We start from the raw sequence: 20,541 nt of genomic DNA on the forward strand, positions 1-20,541 counted from the left end.
GTAGTTAAGCTTCAGCACGCCAAGAGTAGTTGGGGGATCGCCCCCTGCGAGGGTAGGACGTTGCCACGCAAGCAAAGCAGTTATCGAGAAATCGGTAACTGCTTTTTTAATGTGCTTAAAAAATCGAGGTCATTAGTAAATTGCATAGGAGGTGCCTCGCACGCAATCACATTATCTTGTTTAACAGGTGCCAATTGGGCATCATGATGAGTACCATTCTTAATTAAGGTTGGGTACCCCACAACTGGGACAATGATCTGAGAGAAGAGATAGGTTAACTTTGGTGAATTAATCGTAACGGGTGAGGTCCTCGTATCCCCCCCTTATTTTCCTAGAAACATGACCAAACGCGCTCATAAAGAAGCTTGGAGATCAGAGATGACCATACCAAGGTTGATGTTCGGCAATGGACCTACCGCCAATATTCTAAAAGCGACAGCGTAGCCAAACGACCAACTAGGCTGGAAGGGGCCCTGACCCTTAGTCAATAGCCGTAACCTCTGTGCAGGATTCAATGAAGGTTGTGTAAGTCAGCGGAGTTTCTAGAGGCTCGTTACTTTAGTGACGAGTAGTTCATAAGCTTCTAAAACCCAAAAAACTGGCATTGATTATGACCAATACCAGAAATTTTAGACCCAAAAAATGAGTAGTGATTTTAAACGAATATTGAACTTGGATAAGCCGCTTATCGGATTTGAACCGATGACCTCTTCCTTACCATGGAAGTGCTCTACCTTCTGAGCTACAGCGGCAACTCCTATTATACTACAGCCGGCTTTATTAATGAAATTCACCGTGAAAATGATGCCACTTTATAAAAATTTCGGCAGAAGCTAAAATGGACTAGCAATAATCAAACCGGAGTAGTATACTAATAAAGTTGGTAATTTATAAAACAACATCGGGAAGTAGCTCAGCTTGGTAGAGCACCTGGTTTGGGACCAGGGGGTCGCAGGTTCGAATCCTGTCTTCCCGATAGCAAATCATATATCTTGTATCGCAAGTATAGTTACGATATGCTACAGTTATTATTGAGCATATGCCGGAGTGGCGGAACTGGCAGACGCGCTGGACTCAAAATCCAGTGTCCGTTGAGGACGTGTGGGTTCGAACCCCACCTCCGGTATCAATGAGTAAGTAAAAAGCAACCAGACGGTGAGTCAGGTTGCTTTTTTTGTGGTTTGCGTTATTGGGCCAAGTAAAGCTGATAGTAACCAATTGCCGCTAATGCTTGAGCAGTGTTAACTTTTCCAGCTTTAATCCACGCCATAACTTTTTTAAGGTCAACCAAGTGAGCTGATACGAATTCATCCGCATCAAAATGAGTGGCCGTCTGCTTCGACGGATCAAAGCGTAACAGCGTTAGGGCAGCCGTTTGATCCATAAAGCCTTCTGAAGAAGTTACGGTCGTCATCACCTCGGCCGATTGAGCAAGGTAACCCGTTTCTTCCTGGAATTCACGCTTGGCAGCTTCCTCAGGTGATTCACCGGGGTTAATGATGCCAGCAGGCAACGAGAGGGAGTCGGCATTGATTCCCACACGATACTCACTGGTCATGACAACCTGTTGGTCTTTGGTAAGCGCTAAGATGGTGACGGTCGGTGCAGTATGGATTAAGTCTCTTTCAACTGAAAGGCCATCTGGTGTGTCGACTTGACACTGTTCAACAGAAAACACCGGTCCTTGATATTGTTTCGTTTTTTTCTTAATATGACCTGCTTGATGCCAATTTTTAAACATGCGCAAGATTTCCCTTCTGGTTAGTGTTATATTTTATTTAGTGCTGGATAATGCAGCACTATTTTACTACAAGAGGTGGTTAGTGTGAATTTTATCGGAACATTATGCCTCCTGCTAGTTTTGACGACCTTTGCCGGACACTTCTCAAACCGAATGGGAATTCCGTCCGTAATTGGTCAAATTTTAGTGGGCATAGTAGTAGGACCGGCAATGTTTAACTGGGTTCAGCCCAACCAGCTGCTGAACGTCTTTTCCGATATTGGCGTGATTATGCTGATGTTCATTGGCGGTCTAGAAAGTAACCTGACGTTGCTGCGGCGGTTCTTCAAACCAGCTATTGTGGTTGCTCTTTGCGGCGTCATCATGCCAGTGATCTTTATGGGCGGTGCGGCGATGGCCTTTCATTTTTCAGCTTTTGAGGCAGCATACATAGGGGTCATCTTTAGTGCCACGTCAGTTTCGATATCAGTGGCAGTACTACGTGAATACCATGCACTGGATACTTCCGAGGGTGCAACTATTCTTGGCGCAGCCGTTGCTGATGATATTGTGGGTGTGATCTTGTTATCCGTCATGATCAGTCTCATGGGGACTCAGGGATTGAAGACCACTGGGCAGCATACGGACATCGCCTTGATCTTACTGGAACAAGTCGCTTTTTTTGGTGGTACTTATTTAGTTGTTCGCTGGGTCGCACCATATTTAATGAGTATTAGTGAAAAGCTGCTGATGAATTCAAGTGTGACCATCATGTCCATGGTGATTTGCCTAGGAATGGCTTGGGTTGCTGATGCAGTTGGCTTGAGTGGTGCTGTGGGGGCTTTCTTTGCGGGAATCGCCGTTGCGCACTCCCCGTACCGTGAACTGATGGAGGCACACATGGAACCGATTGGTTACGCTGCCTTTATCCCGCTATTTTTCGTGGGGATCGGCTTGAGTATGTCATTTCGTTATCTGGGGCAATCGTTAGGCCTCATCGTCATCATGACGATTCTGGCTTGTCTGACCAAGCTGCTGGGTTGCGGTCTAGGTGCTCGGCTGACGGGTTTTAGTTTGCACAGTAGTTACGTCATTGGCTCTGGCATGATTTCCCGGGGCGAAATGGGGATGATCACGGTGCAAATCGGGTTGCAATCTGGCCTGTTGTCTAATGCCACTTATTCTAAAATGGTACTGGTGATCATCTTAGCAACGATGATTGCACCGTTTATGCTAAAACGGGCACTGAAGCCGAGTAAAAAGGAATTAGCACCAGTGAGTGATCAACGTTAAGCTAAAAACACCGTCAAGATCAATTCATCTTGACGGTGTTTTTTGATTTCCCGTTTAATTCGTTAATTCATGTTCAATCTGCAAAACCGATTTCGGCATTTTATCAGAAGCAATTAATGGCGACACGGGGCCGAGACTCATTAAAACTAGCTGATGCATCGCTCGGGTAGCAATGGTGTACAAGGTACCCGTAAAGCGTTGATCCGGAAAATTAGCGGCTGAAACGTTCCAGGCAACCACCGCATCAAATTCCAATCCTTTTGCCAAGTAAATCGGCATCACTAAGGTTCCTTTCGGCAAGGATAAATCAGCGTCAGTCATTAACGTCACATCGTCGGTTTCATGATGCAGTTTCTGATAGACTTCGTGGGCCTGTTCCAGGTTTTTGGTTAAAATGGCGACGGTGCCATTATCAACTCGTAAACGGCTGACTTCTTCTTCCAGCGCTTCATAACAGCTGTCAGCATCATAACGGATCACTAATCGCGGTAATTGGCCGGGTCGGTTGAAAGCTTCAATTTGGTCGCCGTCAGGCAGAAGGGCCTTCGCAAAAGTGGTAATCGGCAACGTGGAGCGGTAAGACCGGTTGAGTTTCAATAATCGTGGCCGGTGGACGTTGAACGCATTGCGCAGGCTGGTCAGTAATTCTTCGGGCGTCTGAACGGCTTTGAACAGTGCTTGTTCGGCATCGCCTAAAAAGGTCATGTGGGCCTTGGGGAAGGCGTGGTGCAAATATTGCAGCTGAGCAATGGAGTAATCCTGCATTTCGTCGACGAATAAATGGTGCATGGCGTGATTCTGACCGCCACCAGTGAGAATATCGCGGATGTAGAGCAGCGGGGCAGCGTCTACTAGTTCACACTTATGGAATTCAATATCGTGCAAAAAGTTCTTCTTGCTGGCGGCCATGGCAGCTTTAGAAACGTTATCTGGTGAAGTGACAGTGTCCATGAAGTCCGCGTACTGGCTGTAGATGTCTAAAAAGTAATTATTGTAAATAGCATCGTAAACTTTGCGCAAACGGCGGGTGACAATTTTTCGGGCAATGTAGTTAGTTTCCGCATCCACTTCCTGAAAGTCGTGCAGCCGTTTTGAACCCAGCAAGTTGTGATATTCTTCGTTTGATAGCTGATCGATTTCTTCAGCCACCCAATCAGACTTAGCTTCTTGATTGATCCGTCGTTTTAACTGTTTGATAAGGATGTTCTTAGTCCTTAAGAAACGCTCAGCTGGCTGCAAGTGCGGCAATCCCTGATAAATTTTTTCAATCTCAGCTTTATCAAAGAAAATACGGCCATCAAAATAAATATGGTTGAATTTAAAGTGTGTTGGTGCCAAATTTTGACAATAGTCTGCAATTTGGTGCATGTAACGTGAAGAGGACTTGTAATTGACCAATGCCCGTTGTTCTGCGGTGAGTGCCACATCTTTTTCGTAGCGGTCAAACAGCGATTCCACGTCCAGTCCCTGAAGCCGTTGGCTGAGAAAGTCAGCTAGCGTCACCTGACGCATATTACGTTCGCCTAAGCTTGGCAGCACGTCAGAAATATAGTGGCTGAAAAGCTTATTCGGTGAGAAAAGGACAATTTGGTCAGCTTGCAGTTCCTGGCGACTGTGGTAAAGCAGAAACGCGATTCGCTGCAGGATCGCAGAGGTTTTACCCGAGCCAGCAACACCTTGGACCACTAGTAGGTCGGAGTGGGTATCACGGATGATATCGTTTTGCTCACGCTGAATCGTAGCAACGATATTTTGCATGGTTTCATCGTTCTGCTGGCCTAAGACGTGCTGAAGCATTTCATCGCCAACCGTTTCGTTGGTATCAAACATGCTTTCAATCTGACCGTTTTGAATTAAGAACTGACGCTTTTTGGTCAGCTTAGTTAGCTGTTTGCCGGCGGGGGTGTCGTAAGTAACATCACCCAAAGTCCCGTTATAGTAAATCGCCGAAATTGGTGCCCGCCAGTCGTAGACCAAAAAGTTAGCGTCGTCATCGGTAAATGAAGCAGTTCCGATATAGAGCTTTTCCTGTTCGGTTTCACCAGGATCTTGAATGTCAATCCGGCCAAAGTAGGGGGACTTTTCCAAATCCTTGTAGACGTTTAGCTGACCGGCAATGATCTGCTCATTTTCAATCAGCCGCGATGCCAGGGCACGCTGTTGCTGCAGCTCGGCTGAAGTATCGATCCGGTCATCAACTTCCACGTAGTTCACGGAAGTGTTAGCACTGTAGTTTTGCTGAACCGACTTCATTTCCGCGTGCGCTTTACTGTACTCCAGCGAAACGGATTTGATTTTTGCGGTAATTTGATTGATCACCGAATCGACGCGCTGTTGTTCCATTTTCTGTTCATGTGATTCCAAAAAACCGCCTCTTTCGTTTAATGTGCTTGAACCATTCTAGTGTGATTAAGAGGTTGTGTCAATTACAAAGAACCAGGTCGATTTGATTTTGACAACACCCCTTAAAATGCTTAGAATAGAAGTCATTATATAGATAGAATTCGTCAGTGCGTTTAGATCATTAAGACAGAGAGGCCACGAGTTGCTGAAAGCGGTCATGATGATTAATTTGGAGCTGATCAGTGAATTTTAGGGTGCCTCCTTATCGGCGAGAGTGGTGACTTTTGGTCACAATTTTAGGTGGTACCGCGGTTGACGTCCTATTGCATGCGCAATGGGGCGTCTTTTTGATTAAACTGGCCACCGTCCTGAAAGGCGAAAATATCTATTAAAAAGGAGATTAATAAAATGAGTGCTAAGAAAATTATTTTAACGGGTGACAGACCAACAGGTAAGCTTCATATTGGCCACTACGTCGGTTCTTTACAAAACCGGGTCAAGTTACAAAATTCAGGTGAGTACGAGTCCTTTATTATGATTGCTGATCAACAGGCGCTGACCGATAACGCCCGTGACCCAGAAAAAATCCGTAACAGTCTGATCCAAGTTGCTTTGGACTATTTGGCCGTGGGGATTGATCCTCAGAAATCGACTATTTTAGTGCAGTCGCAGATCCCTGCACTGAGTGAACTGACCATGCACTATTTGAACTTAGTCACCGTTTCACGTTTGGAACGTAACCCAACGGTAAAAACGGAAATCAAGCAGAAAAACTTTGGTCAAAGTGTGCCAGCCGGCTTCTTTATCTATCCGGTGAGCCAGGCAGCTGACATTACCGCTTTTAAAGCAACCACGGTGCCAGTAGGCGAAGACCAAGAGCCAATGCTGGAACAAACCCGTGAGATCGTTCGGAGTTTTAACAGTATTTATGGTGATGTGCTAGTTGAACCTGAGGGCTATTTCCCACCGGAAGGCGAGGGTCGAATTCCTGGTTTGGACGGTAACGCTAAGATGAGTAAGTCACTGAACAACGCTATCTATCTGTCTGACGATGCGGATACGGTTCAAAAGAAGGTCATGTCAATGTACACCGATCCCACTCACGTGCACGTTGAAGATCCGGGCCACGTTGAAGGTAACACCGTGTTTACTTACTTGGATATTTTTGATGATGATAAGCAAAAAGTAGCTGATTTGAAGGCGCAATATCAACACGGCGGTCTTGGAGATGTTAAAATTAAACGGTATTTAAACGACGTTTTGCAGGCTGTTTTGGATCCAATCCGCCAGCGGCGTGAACAATACGCTCAGGATATTCCCGGCGTTTATCAGATTTTGAAAGACGGCAGTGAAAAGGCTAACGTCGTTGCTAACCAAACGTTAAAAGAAGTGGTGGAGAAAATGGGCTTAAACTACTTCGGTTAAAAGTAAGCTGATTCGATAACAAGAAGGGGTGTCGGGTGATGGAGAATTTAGTGATCGTTGATTTGGGTTCAAATTCAGTTCGGATGACGATTAATGAAATCCGGCCGGACAAAACCTTTCGGGAAGTCGCCCGCTATAAGGAAGATTCTCGCATATCCGAAGGAATGGGCGATGAAAAAGAACTCCAGGAACCGGCAATTAAGCGGACATTGGCTGCTTTGCGTAAGTTCAAAACTGCCTATGATTCTTTGCCAAATTTGACGGTTAAAGCAATCACTACGGCGGCTGTTCGCCAAGCCAGCAATCAAGCTGATTTTCTCGAACGGGTTAAACGAGAAGTGGGGCTTAAACTGGATGTTTTATCTGGTGATGATGAAGCTTATTACGATTATTTGGGGGTTAAAAACCGGCTACGGGTTGACGATGCTTTAATGTTGGACGTAGGCGGTGCCAGCTTGGAACTAGCTGATATCAGTGCTGGCAAGAATAGCAACCTGATCAGTATTCCGTTTGGTGCGGTAAATTTATCAGAGCAATTTAATTTGGGTGATCAGGTCAACGCGGCAGATTTTTTCAACGCAACGATTTTTCTGCGAAAACGGCTACGAGATATCTGGTGGCTGCATGAAGCGCAGACTAAGCCCTTGATCCTCTTGGGCGGTGCGAACCGCTCACTAGCACGGATGAGCAGGAGGCAGCAGCAGATTCTTCACGTGGAGCAGATCCACGGTTATCAGCTAACTGCTACAGAGGTTTTCCGGCTGTTTAGTTTGCTGTTACGCAAGAATTGTGCTCAGCGGCAGCAGATTTCCGGGCTTGAGCCAGACCGGGCGGACATTATTATCGGCGGTATTATGCCGTTGGTCTTGCTGCTGCAGATGCTGGATTCAGACCGGGTGATCTTTTCGGAAAGCGGTGTGCGTGAAGGTATTATTCACGCGTATCTTAATCACGATTATAATTAATCTTAGGTAAGGGATAGATGAACATGAAAGCGGCGTTTTCACAGTTTTATAAGCGGACACCGGAGCAGCGCTTAGCGATTTTAGCCGAAACGCTAGGACTATCTGAAACGGAGCGACAAGAACTTAAACGACGGGCAGCACAGGGAGATGCCCCGCTACTAGTCGAAAATTACCTCACGACGTACCAGTTGCCTGAAGGCGTGGCGGTAAATTTTCGCGTGAATGACCATGATTACGTGGTGCCGATGGTGACGGAAGAACCCAGTGTCATTGCGGCGGCCAGCAATGGTGCCAAACAGCTGGCAAAAGCTGGCGGCATTACGGCTACCGTGCGTTCTCGTTTGCTGACTGGGCAAGTGCTTCTCAGCGAAGTGAAGGTTTATGCCTCCATCGATGACTGGGTGGCTTTACACCAAAATGAACTCCTGGACGTTGCGCGACAGGCTCATCCTTCCATCGTAAAACGGGGTGGCGGGCCGGTATCGATTCGGACCCGTGACCTTGGTGAAGGCTTTGTCTCTATAGATCTGACAGCGGACGTGCAGGCGGCGATGGGTGCCAACATGATGAATACGATGTTAGAAGCCATCGCGGCGGTGGTGCAAAACAAACTGCACCGGGCCACGCTGTTTAGTATCCTCTCAAACACTGGGGATCGTAGTCTCACAACGGCAATGGTATCGGTGCCAGTCGTACAGTTAGCTGGTGATCCTGAAGACGCAAAGCAGGTTGCTAAACGCATTGCTCAGGCGAGCCGCGTTGCTCAGCTGGATCCCATGCGGGCGGTGACTCACAATAAGGGCATCATGAACGGTGTCGATGCTGTCGTCATGGCGATGGGAAATGATTGGCGGGCCATTGAAAGTGCCGCCCACGCGTTTGCCGTCCAAGACGGTCAGTATCGCGGATTAAGTCAGTGGCGTCTTGAAGACGATCAGCTAACGGGAACGCTGACACTGCCCCTGCCGGTTGGTACGGTTGGTGGCGCTACTAAGGTGCTGCCGCTGGTTGGCATCAACCAAAAAATTGCCCAGGTTCATTCACCCCAGGACCTGATGAAACTGATCGCCGCGGTGGGGCTGGCACAGAATTTTGCTGCCATTAAAGCACTGGTCACCAGCGGCATTCAGCAGGGCCATATGAAGATGCAAATTCGCTCGCTGGCAATGTCTGTGGGTGCAACCTCGTTGGAAGTACCGGCACTCACTGGGCAATTAATGCCGCTCAGCGACCCAAGCGAAGCCCATGCGAGGCAATTACTGAAACAAATTAGAAACAACAAGGAGGACCATCATGCAAAACGTTGAGATCAATGCGGCGACACAATCTTTATTAGATGCCGTAAACACAATTTTTCCCGGTAAAGTTGAATTACAATTTATCGGCAAACTTCAAAACGGTTACGTTCGTCATGATCAAGCACAAGCAGTTCAAGATAAAGATAATATTATGATTCAGATCAGTGACTTGTCAGCACCAGACTACACGGCTTCTCACGAACTCCTTCATTTGCTGATGACGCTGCGTGGTTTCCCGCAGATTTTCTTTGCCATTTCAACCGGCGAAGAACAGCTTGATCAGCAATTGATGATGCTGGGAACGGAACTTTATGATACGGTCTGCCATATCGTTGTGGTCAGCGAACAGCGTAAACACGGGCTGATCGACAGCGAGATCGAACAGATGTATCTGAAGGGGATTCAGGCGACGATTACACCTGAACCAACTCCAGTTGACGATAAGATGACCTTACGGCTGCTGACGCTGACGGATGCACTGGTCTTCTATGGTGACGGAAACAAGGCGGTTAACGCTCAGTTAGCTAAGGATTACCCGATTTCTTTTGCGGCAGCTAAAAAACTGTACGCACTAATCACTGAAAAGCCGGTTGATTCACCGTTTACGCTGCGTCGTAACATTGTGAAACTCTTTAAAGCCTTTGACGAGCAGCTGAAAGATTGGGGGCTGCCGCCAATCAACATGACGGAATTTGCAACGATTTCCAACGTGCTTTCTAAGCGCCAACTGCGGTTAGAAGTTCGCCAGACTTTTGAACTGTATCACTCTGATATGGTGGATATTAAGACCAAGCGGCGGGCTTACGTCGGCATCAACCGGGCGGATGGCCAGAACTCCTTCGTGATTTCTGCGCCAACCAAGAATAACGACAATCCAGACTACTACAAGGCCATTTACTCACTATCAGTCGAAGAACTGTTTAAGAAACTGCAAATGCCGTATATTTTACGATAAAATTGACGATGATCGGAGGTCATAATCATGGATGAAACGATTCAACGTGCGTTTGAACAATCAAAGCGAATCGTGTTCCTGACGGGTGCAGGAGTTTCAACACCGTCTGGAATACCGGATTACCGGTCTAACAACGGGTTATATACGCACCATAAAAACGCTGAGTACTATCTCAGCCATAGCTGTTTGACTCAGGAGCCAGACGTTTTTTATGACTACGTTAAAACTAATCTGTATAAACCGGATGCTAAGCCTAACGTGATTCACGAAAAGCAGGCAGTTTTGACACAGCAGGACCGGGCAACTATCGTGACCCAAAACATCGACAACCTTTATCGTGAAGCAGGCGCTAAGCACCTCGTAGAATTTCACGGCAACCTGTACCGGGTATACTGCCAGAAATGTCACCAGCAAGTTGACTGGCACGACTACCTCAAAAGCCCGGTTCATGAGGGCTGCGGCGGACAGTTGCGACCGGACGTGGTCCTGTATGAAGAAGGGCTAAACGAAGCCAACATTTCTAATGCGGTCAACGCAATGGAGAATGCTGATTTGATCGTGATCACGGGGACTTCTATGCGGGTTTATCCCTTTGCTGGGTTACTGGACTACCGTAACCCGATGGCACCGGTAATCGTCATCAATAACGAACCGCTGTCATTCTCGTTTAACTTTGAAATGGTGCAGGAAGATGCAGCCAAGTTTTACGATCAGCTTAAAGTGTAAATGTAAAGCGTCATATTGCGACCGGTTCGCCGGTCATACATAAAAATAGGGGGGACACGATAATGAGTAAGTCGCGTTTGGAGGCATTTACCGATGGTGTCATGGCCATCATCGTCACCATTTTGGTACTGGAAATTCCGGAACCGGATGGGACTACCTTTAGTGCTTTATGGCCGTTGCGGTATAAACTGATCCTCTACTTATTGAGCTTTTTGACGGTGACGGTTTACTGGAACAATCACCACCACTTACTTCAAATTACCCAAGTTATCAGCGGGTCAGTCCTATGGGCCAATAACTTCTTTTTGCTGACGATCAGTGTGCTGCCGATCGCCACTGATTGGGCGGGCAGCCATACGGGGTACGCAGCACCGGAAGCCACCATGGGGATCGTCTTTTTAGCAGTTAATATTAGTTTTTACGTGTTGGTTAAAACGCTGCTGGCGGCTCATGCAGCTGATTCGGTGTTTACCAAATTCTTTGGCAAGGGTCAACGCAAGTCCTGGTATTCCATGGCCATGGTTTTATTAGCGATTGCGCTAGCGTTCGTTTGGCCCCCGTTGGCATCAATCCTCTGTTTTGGGTCCTTGATCCCATGGATCGTGCCGGATAACCGGGTCGACCGCTACCTAAAGAAAAAGAATCAGCAACGATAAATTAAAGATGAGTGAGGTGCTTTCGATGATTGCAATTGGGTTGACGACGTGGAAGGAGCACCCAGCGCTCGTTCAAAATGTTCAGCGCGATGTGACCTTACCAGAATACGCTGCGGTGCTGCCGGTAGTGGAATTAGATACCCCGTTTTACGGGATTCCCAGGGCAAGTACCGTTGCTAACTGGCAAAAACAGGTGCCGCCGAAGTTTCAGTTTATCCTGAAAGCTAATAAACTCATGACAAAGCACGACTATGGTCAGGAAACGGCTAGTGATGATGAACGGCAGCGGGCATTTACCGAGTACCGCCAGATGGTTCGGCCGTTGGTTAAAGCTCACCAGTTAAAGACGGTGTTATTTCAGTTTCCGCCGTTCTTCCAACGGACCACTGAGAACTTGCAGTGGCTGTTTGAAATTCGTGATCAGATGGCTGATTTGCCCATTGCGGTGGAATTTCGCAATCCTAGCTGGTACGATCCGACATTAACGGCTGATTTAATGCATTATTTAAAGGGGCTCAACATGACCCACGTGATCGTGGACGAACCGCACCGCCTAAACGATGGCGTGCCGTTTGTTCCCAAAGTTGCAGCTGATTCTTTAGCGTTAATGCGACTTCACGGCCGCAATGAACAGGGCTGGTTTAACCAGGGCAAAGACTGGCGCGGCGTGCGAACGCTGTATAAATACAGTGACGCTGAACTGGCTGACTTTGCTAAAACGGTCACTGATTTATCTGAGCAGGCCCGCGAAGTCTGCGTCATTTTCAACAATAATTCCGGTCGTGATGCAGCGCCTAACGCGTTGGCATTACGGGACTTTCTGCACCTTTCCTGGCAGGGATTAGGGCCGCAGCAAATGAGTTTGTTTTAAAAAGCGAGTTGATATCAGGGCTATTTGACCTAAAAACTGGCTGTTTGAGCCGGAGAATTATTTCTCAGGCGGGTCAGATATGCTATAATGTTGGAGACTTTCTAAAAGCAAAAATGACTTGAAATAAAAAATAAAATTGATTGAAAGGGGCCTGTTCTTTAACATGACAGAAACCAAACCTACGTATTACATAACCACACCAATTTACTACCCATCGGGGAAACTGCACATCGGTAATTCGTACACCACGATTGCGTGTGACGCGTTAGCACGTTATAAGCGAGAAACCGGCTACGACGTCTTCTTCCTGACAGGGACTGACGAACACGGTTTAAAGATTGAAGAAAAAGCGGAACAGCTTGGCACTGACCCTAAAAGTTACGTTGACGAAATGGCGGCCGGCATCAAGAAATTATGGAAAAAGTTGGAAATTTCTAACGATAAGTTTATTCGGACGACGGATGATTACCATGAAAAAGCCGTTCAAAAAATGTTCCAGCAATTGCAGGACCAAGGCGACATTTACTTGGGCGAGTACGAAGGCTGGTATTCCGTTGACGATGAAGAGTACTTCACAGAAACTCAGCTAGCCGAAGTCTATCGTGATGACAACGGCAAGGTGATCGGCGGTAAAGCACCTAGCGGACACGATGTTCAGCTGGTTAAGGAAGAATGCTACTTCTTTAAGATGGGCAAATACGCTGATTGGCTGTTAGATTACTATAAGTCACATCCCGATTTCATTCAGCCAGCTAGCCGGATGAACGAAATGATCAATAATTTCATTAAGCCTGGTTTGGAAGACTTAGCCGTATCCCGGACGACCTTTAACTGGGGAGTCCCGGTCAAGTCCAACCCGAAGCACGTGGTTTATGTCTGGCTGGACGCTTTGACCAACTATATTACGGCACTCGGGTATGATGGCGAGGATGACAGCTTATTTAAGAAATTCTGGCCGGCCAACGTCCAAATGGTGGGCAAGGAAATTGTGCGCTTCCACACCATTTACTGGCCAATTATGCTTCACGCACTGGGATTACCGTTGCCTGAAACGGTCTTTGGCCATAACTGGTTATTGATGAAGGACGGTAAAATGTCCAAGTCAAAGGGCAACGTCATTTATCCCGAAACGTTAGTTGACCGTTATGGGCTGGATTCGGTTCGTTACTACCTTATTCGGGCAATGCCTTACGGTAACGACGGAACGTTTACGCCAGAAGACTTCGTTGACCGTTTGAACTATGATCTCGCAAATGATTTGGGGAACCTGTTGAACCGGACCGTTGCTATGATCAATAAGTACGAAGGTGGTGTCATTCCAGCTTTTGAAGCCGGTGTCACCGAGTTTGATGCTTCGCTGGAAGCAACTGCTGAAACGACCATGGCGAACTATCACAAGTTAATGGATGAGTTACACTTGTCAGACGCCTTGGCGGAAATTTGGAAGTTGATTGCACGGACAAATAAATATATTGATGAAACTGAACCGTGGATTTTGGCTAAAAATGACGATGATGACAGTCAGCACAAGTTAGCTGCCGTGATGGCTCACTTGTCAGCCAGTCTGCGAGTCATTGCTTACTTCCTGAGTCCAGTGATGACCCATGCCCCTAAGCAGATTCTTTCACAGTTGGGCTTGGCGTTTGATGACAACGTTAATTTGAAAGAATTGACCATGGACAGCTTGCCTAAGAACAGCAAGGTGGTTGAAAAGGGAACACCAATCTTCCCACGGCGCGATGCTGAGGAAGAAGTGGCCTTTATTGCGGCTCAGATGACCAAGTCTGATAAGAAAAAGGGCCGCGCAGCGATGGCAGCAGCTAAAGAAGCTGCTAACGCAGGTGTTTGGAACCCAGAAAACACCAAGCTGAAACTGGATAAGAAAGAAATTCGTTTCGACGCGTTTGAAAAAATCGAATTAAAGGTTGCCGAGATCATTGACGTCAAAAAAGTTGAAGGCGCCGATAAATTGTTGCAGTTCCGCTTGGATGCTGGCGATGCAGATGACCGTCAGATCTTGTCTGGAATCGCAGAATACTACCCAGAGCCGAAAGATTTACTGGGTAAAAAAGTCATTATCGTGGCTAACTTGAAGCCCCGTAAGATGCGCGGCCAAGTGAGCCAGGGGATGCTTTTGTCCTCTGAAGATTCCGCGGGTAAGGTACAGCTCGTTACGGTGCCAGAAAGCATTGCGAATGGGTCAACAGTCGAATAGTAACTGAACTTTCGCAATTAGCGGAAGGCAAAATCCGAATTTTCAGTCAATGATGATTCGGATTTTTGTTTCAATGCAGGAGAATAGCATAATGAAAATTTTTGATTCACACACCCATTTGAATAGCGAAGAGTTTATTAATGACGTACCGCGTTATTTGGCACGGGCCGCTGATTTAGGCGTCGTTAAAATGACGATCGTCGGTTCCAATACCGAACTGAATAAACAAGCGGTCCGTTTGGCCCATGAGTATCCGCAACTGCACGCTGCAGTGGGCTGGCACCCAGAGGATTCCAAGTTCTACGATGCCGACAAAGAAAGGGTACTTGAGCAGCAGCTGGATGAAGATCGGGTAGTGGCCCTTGGTGAAATTGGGTTGGACTATCACTGGGATAGTTCACCTCAAGATGTTCAGCGACGGGTTTTTAAGCGCCAAATTGAAATTGCTAAGGATCACGGCTTACCCATCGTCGTGCATAACCGGGATGCCTTTGAGGATACCTACAACATCATTAAATCAGTTGGGATTCAAGACACTGGCGGTGTGATGCACAGCTTTAACGGCGACCCCGAATGGCTGAAGAAGTTTTTGGATCTGGGGATGATGATTTCCTATTCGGGTGTTGCCAGCTTTAAGAACGCTCACGAAGTCCATGATTCCGTGCGGGCAACCCCGCTTGACCGGATGATGGTTGAAACGGATGCACCGTATCTGACGCCAGAGCCCCATCGCGGCGAACAAAATGAACCAGGCTTTACGCGTTATACCGTAGAAGCTATAGCTAAAGAACGCCAAACGACAGCGGCAGAAATTGCCGCGGCTACTTGGCGGAATGCACACCGCTTTTTCAAGATTAAGGAGTCCTAGATTGAAAACCATTAAAGAAGTGATCGTGGTTGAAGGTAAAGACGATACGAAGCAAATTGCCAAAGCCGTTAATGCAGATACGATTGAAACCCGCGGTTCCGCCGTGCCGGAAGAGACGCTGGCTTTAATTGAAGAAGTTGCCAAAAAACGCGGTATCATTATTTTTACTGATCCTGATTTTTCGGGAGAGAAAATTCGTAAAATCGTTTCAGAAGTGGTGCCCAATGCGAAGCATGCTTTTTTGCCAAAGGCCGAGGGTGTTCCAACTAAAGCAGGCGGCTCGCTTGGCGTGGAACATGCTAGTCCTGAAGCTATTCGTGAAGCATTGGCTAACGTGTATACTGAAGGCGATTTGACCGTTGAGCAGATTAATCAGGCGGATTTAATCAAGGCGCGGTTAGTGGGCACTCCTGAAGCCAAAGCTCGTCGTGAAGCATTAGGCGAATTATTACGTATTGGCTATGTTAACGGGAAGCAGCTCAAGAAAAGACTGCAGATGTTTCAAATTAAGCAAGATACTTTTTGGAATGCGGTTCAACAAATTGACCAAGAGGAGAGTGAACGCCGATGAGCACACCATTAATTGCAAGTCCAGCACGAACACAGGCGATTATTAACCGATATGGTTTAAACGTTAAAAAAAGTCTCGGCCAAAACTTTTTGACCGACATTAATATTCTGGAACACATTGTTCAGGCAGCTGAACTTTCAGAAACGGATAACGTGATTGAAATAGGTCCCGGTATTGGTGGCTTGACAGAGTTCTTGGCGCAGAATAGCCACCATGTACTGGCGTTTGAAATTGATGAGCAGTTAGTCCCAATTTTAGGGGAAACGTTGTCGCAGTACGATAATATTACGGTACTTAACCAAGATATTTTGAAGGCTAACTTGCCCAAAGTAATCAAAGAAAATTTTGAGCCCAACCGGCCGTTAAAATTGGTTGCTAATTTACCCTATTACATTACGACCCCGATTTTGATGAACGTGCTACAGAGTGGGATTCACTTTGATTCAATTACTGTGATGATGCAAAAGGAAGTTGCGGATCGTTTAGTTGCTGTGCCGGGAACTAAGGCTTATGGGTCGCTGTCGATTGCAGTTCAGTACCAAACGGATGCCCAAGTTGCCTTTACCGTACCGCGGACGGCGTTTATTCCTCAGCCCAACGTTGATTCCGCCATTGTCACCATGAAAAAGCGGGAACCCTTTAATCCGGCTCCCTTTGATGAAAGGGCCTTTTCAAAGTTTGTTAAGGGCAGTTTCATGCATCGGCGAAAGAGTTTCTGGAATAATCTCTGTGCGATTTTTGGGAAGGATCCCGATGTGAAGGATCGCATTACCAACGTTTTGACCAAGGTAAAAATTTCACCGCAGATTCGGGCAGAAAAGCTGACGATTGAGCAATTTATTGAACTGGTGAACGCGCTGCATGTAGAAGGGTTGCTTTAAAAAATGTTTGCTTGACCTGACAAAATGATTCGTTCTATCTTTTTTTAAGAGAGATGTGTGTCGGTTAACGCCTATTATGAAAGGTTTTTGTTCGTTTTTATCACAAAATACTTGTTGTAAATAGGGGGTTGTGGTATAATTTGACTTTTTTGTGAAACCATGATAAAATGTTTCACACAAGGGGTGAGGTCATGCCAACAAGTTTAGCAACTATTAAGGACCGGCTTTCAACACATATTGGGCAGGAACTTATGGTAGTCGCCCAGGCAGGGCGTAAAAAAACGACGGAACGACACGGAATTCTTAAGGAAACGTATCCGGCTGTATTCGTCGTGGATCTGGACCAAGATGAAAATTCATTCGAGCGCGTTTCATACAGTTATACTGATATTCTGACGCAGAATATTCAGATAGACTTTGGTAATAGCGACGAGGATGATAATCAGTAAAAATAGGGCTTTAGGGCCTTTTTTTATTGGTTATTTTTTCCTAATATTTTGTTTTGTGATAGTATGTTGTTGTGTACGAGCTTTGAACAATTTGGTCGAATAATGGTGCCTTATTCAAATAATTGGATAGTTGCCAAGCAGATCAGTACTGAAATCATTTTGGGGGGAATTTTCAAATGAAGCATTTAAGTTTAATGACAAGCGCCATTGTTGGGACAGTGGCACTATTTGGGTTTGCAGGAACCGCTAGTGCGGCATCGTATACCCAGAAGAGTAACGCGATTACGCAGTATTCTTCGAGTAGTTTGCGGTCAGTTAATAATAAGGCAACGGGCTTTGTAAAAGCGGGTTCATACGCCTTTGCGAAGAACCCCGACGGCAGTAACACCATTTCCAGTGTCGGTGGTAACCAAAAGTGGACGTTAAAAACGGAGTGCCAGTTACCGCATACCCATGCCGCTAAGGGTAATGCTAAATATGATATGACCAACCCGCAATCAGCAGCTTATGATGGCGGCCACTATCTCTACGTTGTGTATCAACCGCACTACACTAAGGGCATGACTAATAAGGGGTTTGTTGCCCGTTATGACCTTAATAAGCTTAAGGGGATGTCGTTTGCAAAGCAACAGTCCCTAATGGACGGTAAAGCTGGCAGTTCAGCCGTGAAAGTCGGTGGTATCTTCACCACTGGTCACGGCCAGTCATTAGCCTATGATAAAAAGCACAAGTCACTGTACATGTGGCGCGATACCACGCTGAGTGCTACTCGTACGTCGACCCTTCAACGTATCAGTACCTCTTCGTTAACACCTAACAAGGCCATTACTTTCCATATGACTAACCACGGAGCTAACGTACCTGGCGGCCATGACTTGACCTTTGATCACAGCGGTAATGCCTATTACTGGACGGTTTCAGGTTCAAAAGTCAAGGTTTACAAAGGGACGATCGGTTCTAAATCCGTTCATTTCCGCTTGACCAAGCAACTGTTTGATCACCGTCCTGGTACTCATGAACAAGCAATGGGCTACAATGGTCATAATGGCCGGCTTTACCTCGTTGCTGATGATTCAATTACCAGCTTCCCAGCTAAGAAGCTAAATGGTAAGGGATCGCTGAAGGCCAGTGACTTTAAGTACTCGAAGTTCAATTCGCACCGTGAATTTGAATCACTGAATTTTGATAACAGTGGTCACGGGATGTTATTAAGCAACCGGAACCCCGAAATCTTATGGAGCACAACTGCTTATTAAAAATAATGCTGCCAGAAAATAATTTGGCAGACTAAAGAAACGCCAAGAGATGATTTTTGATCCCTTGGCATTTTTTTATTTTGCGTGCGTGAGAGGGTTCACCATTCAAGCAGTCTCTTAGCGCCCCTCTTTCGCACACTGTTGATTTCGAGTATAATGTCCCTAATAACAAAACTTAAGGGAGCAGGAACTATAAGTGAACGATTCATACTGAAGTGTAGGTGATCAAAATTTGATAGTAGTGGAAAAGGCAGCGGCTAAAGTTAACCTTGGCCTAGATACACCGTTTCGCCACGCTGACGGGCAGCCCGAGTGGGATATGGTCATGACGTCCATTGACCTTGCAGACTACGTTGAAGTCCGATCGACTGATTCCAAGTCGATCGTTGTAACTTCTAACTCGGGATTCTTACCCAATGATCAGCGAAATCTTGCGTTTCAAGCAGCTTCATTGCTGCAGCGCACGTTTAAAGTAAAACATGGTGCCCATATTAAGATTCAAAAGAATATTCCAGTAGCTGCTGGACTGGGTGGTGGTTCCTCCGATGCTGCAGCAGCTTTGCGCGCACTTAATCAACTGTGGGAGACCAATTTGCCAATTGATGAACTGGCGAAATTAGGCCTGAAAGTTGATTCGGATGTGCCGTACTGCGTTTACAGTAAAACGGCTCACGTAACGGGGCTTGGTGAACAGGTGGAAGTCCTGAAGCCAGCTTTAAAACCAGTTTGGATCGTTTTAGCGAAGCCCAATGTGAGTGTCTCTACGCCAAGTATCTTGCGTCAGCTTAATTACGATATTTTGGCGCACCCCAATATTGGCGACATACTGGCTGCCATTAATGCTGGTAATCATCAGCAGTTGGTGACCAGTATGGGTAACGCGTTAGAACCAATTTCCGTCCACCGGTATCCAGAAATTCAACAGATTAAGGAACGGATGAAGGGGTATGGCGCAGAGACTGCAGTGATGAGCGGCACTGGGCCCACCGTATTTTCAGTTTTTAACAAGGAATCGCGAGCTCAACGGGTATTTAACAGTATTCGCGGTTTTTGTCCTGAAGCTTACCTTGTCCGCTCACTATAAGGAGTGATTGATTTGTCCAAATGGCTTAAGATTTCGGCTGCAACTTTAGCAGCTAGTTTGACAGCAACGGTGGCTGCCAGTGTTGCTGTTTACCATAGTATGACTCACGTTAGCGATGCTGAAAAAGAAAAGGGTCACCAAAAGGCAGTATCGGAGAATACCGCAGCCGATAATGTTTGGTACCTTAAACAGCCCATTCAAGAGTGGCGGCAGACGACACCAGATGGCCTAACGCTGCGTGCCAGTTACATTCCGGCTGCAACTAAGAGTTCGCGAGTCGTTATTTTGGCACACGGGATTAACCATGCTCGAGAACAGGTCATTCCGATTGCCCGTTTATTCCATGATCATGGGTTTCATGTTTTGATGCCCGACGCCCGGGCACAGGGTGAAAGTGATGGTCACCGAATCGGGTTTGGCTGGCCGGATCGCAAAGACTACCTTGGCTGGATCAATAAGGTTATTGATGAGGTAGGCGACGACGTCAAGATCGTCCTCATGGGATTTAGCATGGGGGCGTCAACGGTCCTGGCGACTGCCGGTGAGCGTTTGCCCCGAAACGTTAAGGCCGTGGTGGCCGATTCCGGGTTTGCTTCAATTTACCAGATGGCTAAAACCACGTTGCGTCGTGACTATCATTTACCGGCTAACCCGATTGTACCGATTGCTGATTGGCTAGCGCACTTTCGGACTGGTTCTCGATTAAGCCAGGAGCGCGTGGATGAGCAGCTTAAACGAGCAATGGTACCCGTACTGATTATTCATGGTGAAGACGATCAAGTGGTGCCGGTTAAGCACGCTAAAGTTTTGTACGATGCGATTCAGGGGCCTAAGACATCATACATTGTGCCAAATACCAAACACATTCAAGCGTATGCACACGATCCCAAGCATTATGAACAAGTGCTGTCAGATTTTTTAGAGCAATATCTGTAAAAGAGATTGACTTCTAGAGAGAAACCTTT

General features: G+C 46.6%; 18 protein-coding genes and 3 tRNA genes. 18 read left to right on the forward strand and 3 right to left on the reverse strand.

Going from position 1 to position 20,541, the window contains the following annotated elements:
• Positions 1 to 679 precede the first annotated feature (679 nt).
• Positions 680 to 752 (reverse strand) — tRNA-Thr (locus CES81_RS07690).
• Between the two features lie 150 nt (positions 753 to 902).
• Between CES81_RS07690 and CES81_RS07695 the strand changes: the two genes are divergently transcribed.
• Together CES81_RS07695 and CES81_RS07700 are read left to right on the forward strand one after the other, a co-directional pair.
• Positions 903 to 976, forward strand: a tRNA-Pro gene (locus CES81_RS07695).
• A 65-nt stretch (positions 977 to 1,041) separates the two neighbouring features.
• Positions 1,042 to 1,126, forward strand: a tRNA-Leu gene (locus tag CES81_RS07700).
• A gap of 60 nt (positions 1,127 to 1,186) precedes the next feature.
• Here the strand turns inward: CES81_RS07700 and CES81_RS07705 are convergent.
• Complete coding sequence (locus tag CES81_RS07705; RefSeq protein WP_089121303.1) at positions 1,187 to 1,741, reverse strand: NUDIX hydrolase; 555 nt, start codon at positions 1,739 to 1,741, stop codon at positions 1,187 to 1,189.
• Positions 1,742 to 1,825: 84 nt separating this feature from the next.
• Here CES81_RS07705 and CES81_RS07710 point away from each other — a divergent pair, with 84 nt between their 5' ends.
• The gene (locus CES81_RS07710; RefSeq protein WP_089121304.1) at positions 1,826 to 3,013 is read left to right on the forward strand and encodes a cation:proton antiporter; all 1,188 of its coding nucleotides are present in this window, start codon (positions 1,826 to 1,828) and stop codon (positions 3,011 to 3,013) included.
• Positions 3,014 to 3,067: 54 nt separating this feature from the next.
• Here the strand turns inward: CES81_RS07710 and helD are convergent, their stop codons facing one another.
• Positions 3,068 to 5,356 (reverse strand): RNA polymerase recycling motor HelD, encoded by a 2,289-nt coding sequence (gene helD, locus CES81_RS07715; protein WP_180949760.1) that lies wholly within the window; start codon positions 5,354 to 5,356, stop codon positions 3,068 to 3,070.
• A gap of 408 nt (positions 5,357 to 5,764) precedes the next feature.
• Here helD and trpS point away from each other — a divergent pair, with 408 nt between their 5' ends.
• The 15 genes from trpS to CES81_RS07790 all read left to right on the forward strand — a co-directional run bounded on the left by trpS (position 5,765) and on the right by CES81_RS07790 (position 20,512).
• Entirely contained in the window at positions 5,765 to 6,781 is a 1,017-nt protein-coding gene (gene trpS / locus CES81_RS07720) for a tryptophan--tRNA ligase (RefSeq protein WP_089121306.1), read from the forward strand.
• Positions 6,782 to 6,819: 38 nt separating this feature from the next.
• Positions 6,820 to 7,746: a Ppx/GppA family phosphatase gene (locus tag CES81_RS07725; protein WP_089121307.1), complete on the forward strand. Its 927-nt coding sequence runs from the start codon at positions 6,820 to 6,822 to the stop codon at positions 7,744 to 7,746.
• A gap of 17 nt (positions 7,747 to 7,763) precedes the next feature.
• Positions 7,764 to 9,053, forward strand: a complete 1,290-nt coding sequence (locus CES81_RS07730) for a hydroxymethylglutaryl-CoA reductase, degradative (protein ID WP_225356365.1) — start codon at positions 7,764 to 7,766, stop codon at positions 9,051 to 9,053.
• Positions 9,040 to 9,999: an IpaB/EvcA family protein gene (locus CES81_RS07735; RefSeq protein WP_089121309.1), complete on the forward strand. Its 960-nt coding sequence runs from the start codon at positions 9,040 to 9,042 to the stop codon at positions 9,997 to 9,999. Before CES81_RS07730 ends, CES81_RS07735 begins: the two co-directional genes overlap by 14 nt.
• 27 nt (positions 10,000 to 10,026) lie before the next feature.
• On the forward strand, positions 10,027 to 10,725 hold the full coding sequence (locus CES81_RS07740) for an NAD-dependent protein deacylase (protein ID WP_089121310.1): 699 nt from the start codon (positions 10,027 to 10,029) through the stop codon (positions 10,723 to 10,725).
• Positions 10,726 to 10,787: 62 nt separating this feature from the next.
• On the forward strand, positions 10,788 to 11,381 hold the full coding sequence (locus tag CES81_RS07745) for a TMEM175 family protein (protein ID WP_089089452.1): 594 nt from the start codon (positions 10,788 to 10,790) through the stop codon (positions 11,379 to 11,381).
• A 25-nt stretch (positions 11,382 to 11,406) separates the two neighbouring features.
• Positions 11,407 to 12,252 carry a DUF72 domain-containing protein gene (locus CES81_RS07750; RefSeq protein WP_089121311.1) on the forward strand — a complete coding sequence of 282 codons (846 nt, stop codon included), beginning with the start codon at positions 11,407 to 11,409 and terminating at the stop codon, positions 12,250 to 12,252.
• Positions 12,253 to 12,415: 163 nt separating this feature from the next.
• Positions 12,416 to 14,467, forward strand: coding sequence for a methionine--tRNA ligase (gene metG, locus CES81_RS07755; RefSeq protein WP_089121312.1), 2,052 nt, complete (start codon positions 12,416 to 12,418; stop codon positions 14,465 to 14,467).
• Positions 14,468 to 14,558: 91 nt separating this feature from the next.
• On the forward strand, positions 14,559 to 15,335 hold the full coding sequence (locus CES81_RS07760; RefSeq protein ID WP_089121313.1) for a TatD family hydrolase: 777 nt from the start codon (positions 14,559 to 14,561) through the stop codon (positions 15,333 to 15,335).
• 1 nt (position 15,336) lies between these two features.
• Positions 15,337 to 15,906: a ribonuclease M5 gene (gene rnmV / locus CES81_RS07765; protein ID WP_089121314.1), complete on the forward strand. Its 570-nt coding sequence runs from the start codon at positions 15,337 to 15,339 to the stop codon at positions 15,904 to 15,906.
• Positions 15,903 to 16,787, forward strand: a complete 885-nt coding sequence (rsmA, locus tag CES81_RS07770) for a 16S rRNA (adenine(1518)-N(6)/adenine(1519)-N(6))-dimethyltransferase RsmA (protein WP_089121315.1) — start codon at positions 15,903 to 15,905, stop codon at positions 16,785 to 16,787. The genes rnmV and rsmA overlap by 4 nt, the downstream gene beginning before the upstream one ends.
• A gap of 191 nt (positions 16,788 to 16,978) precedes the next feature.
• Positions 16,979 to 17,236 carry a Veg family protein gene (locus tag CES81_RS07775; RefSeq protein ID WP_089089446.1) on the forward strand — a complete coding sequence of 86 codons (258 nt, stop codon included), beginning with the start codon at positions 16,979 to 16,981 and terminating at the stop codon, positions 17,234 to 17,236.
• A gap of 176 nt (positions 17,237 to 17,412) precedes the next feature.
• Positions 17,413 to 18,492 (forward strand): hypothetical protein, encoded by a 1,080-nt coding sequence (locus tag CES81_RS07780; protein WP_089121316.1) that lies wholly within the window; start codon positions 17,413 to 17,415, stop codon positions 18,490 to 18,492.
• Positions 18,493 to 18,724: 232 nt separating this feature from the next.
• Positions 18,725 to 19,576 (forward strand): 4-(cytidine 5'-diphospho)-2-C-methyl-D-erythritol kinase, encoded by an 852-nt coding sequence (gene ispE, locus CES81_RS07785; protein WP_089121317.1) that lies wholly within the window; start codon positions 18,725 to 18,727, stop codon positions 19,574 to 19,576.
• 12 nt (positions 19,577 to 19,588) lie between these two features.
• On the forward strand, positions 19,589 to 20,512 hold the full coding sequence (locus tag CES81_RS07790) for an alpha/beta hydrolase (RefSeq protein WP_089121318.1): 924 nt from the start codon (positions 19,589 to 19,591) through the stop codon (positions 20,510 to 20,512).
• Positions 20,513 to 20,541 lie beyond the last annotated feature (29 nt).

The sequence above is a fragment of the Secundilactobacillus pentosiphilus genome, from assembly GCF_002217985.1.
In the GTDB taxonomy this organism is placed as follows: Bacteria; Bacillota; Bacilli; order Lactobacillales; family Lactobacillaceae; genus Secundilactobacillus; species Secundilactobacillus pentosiphilus.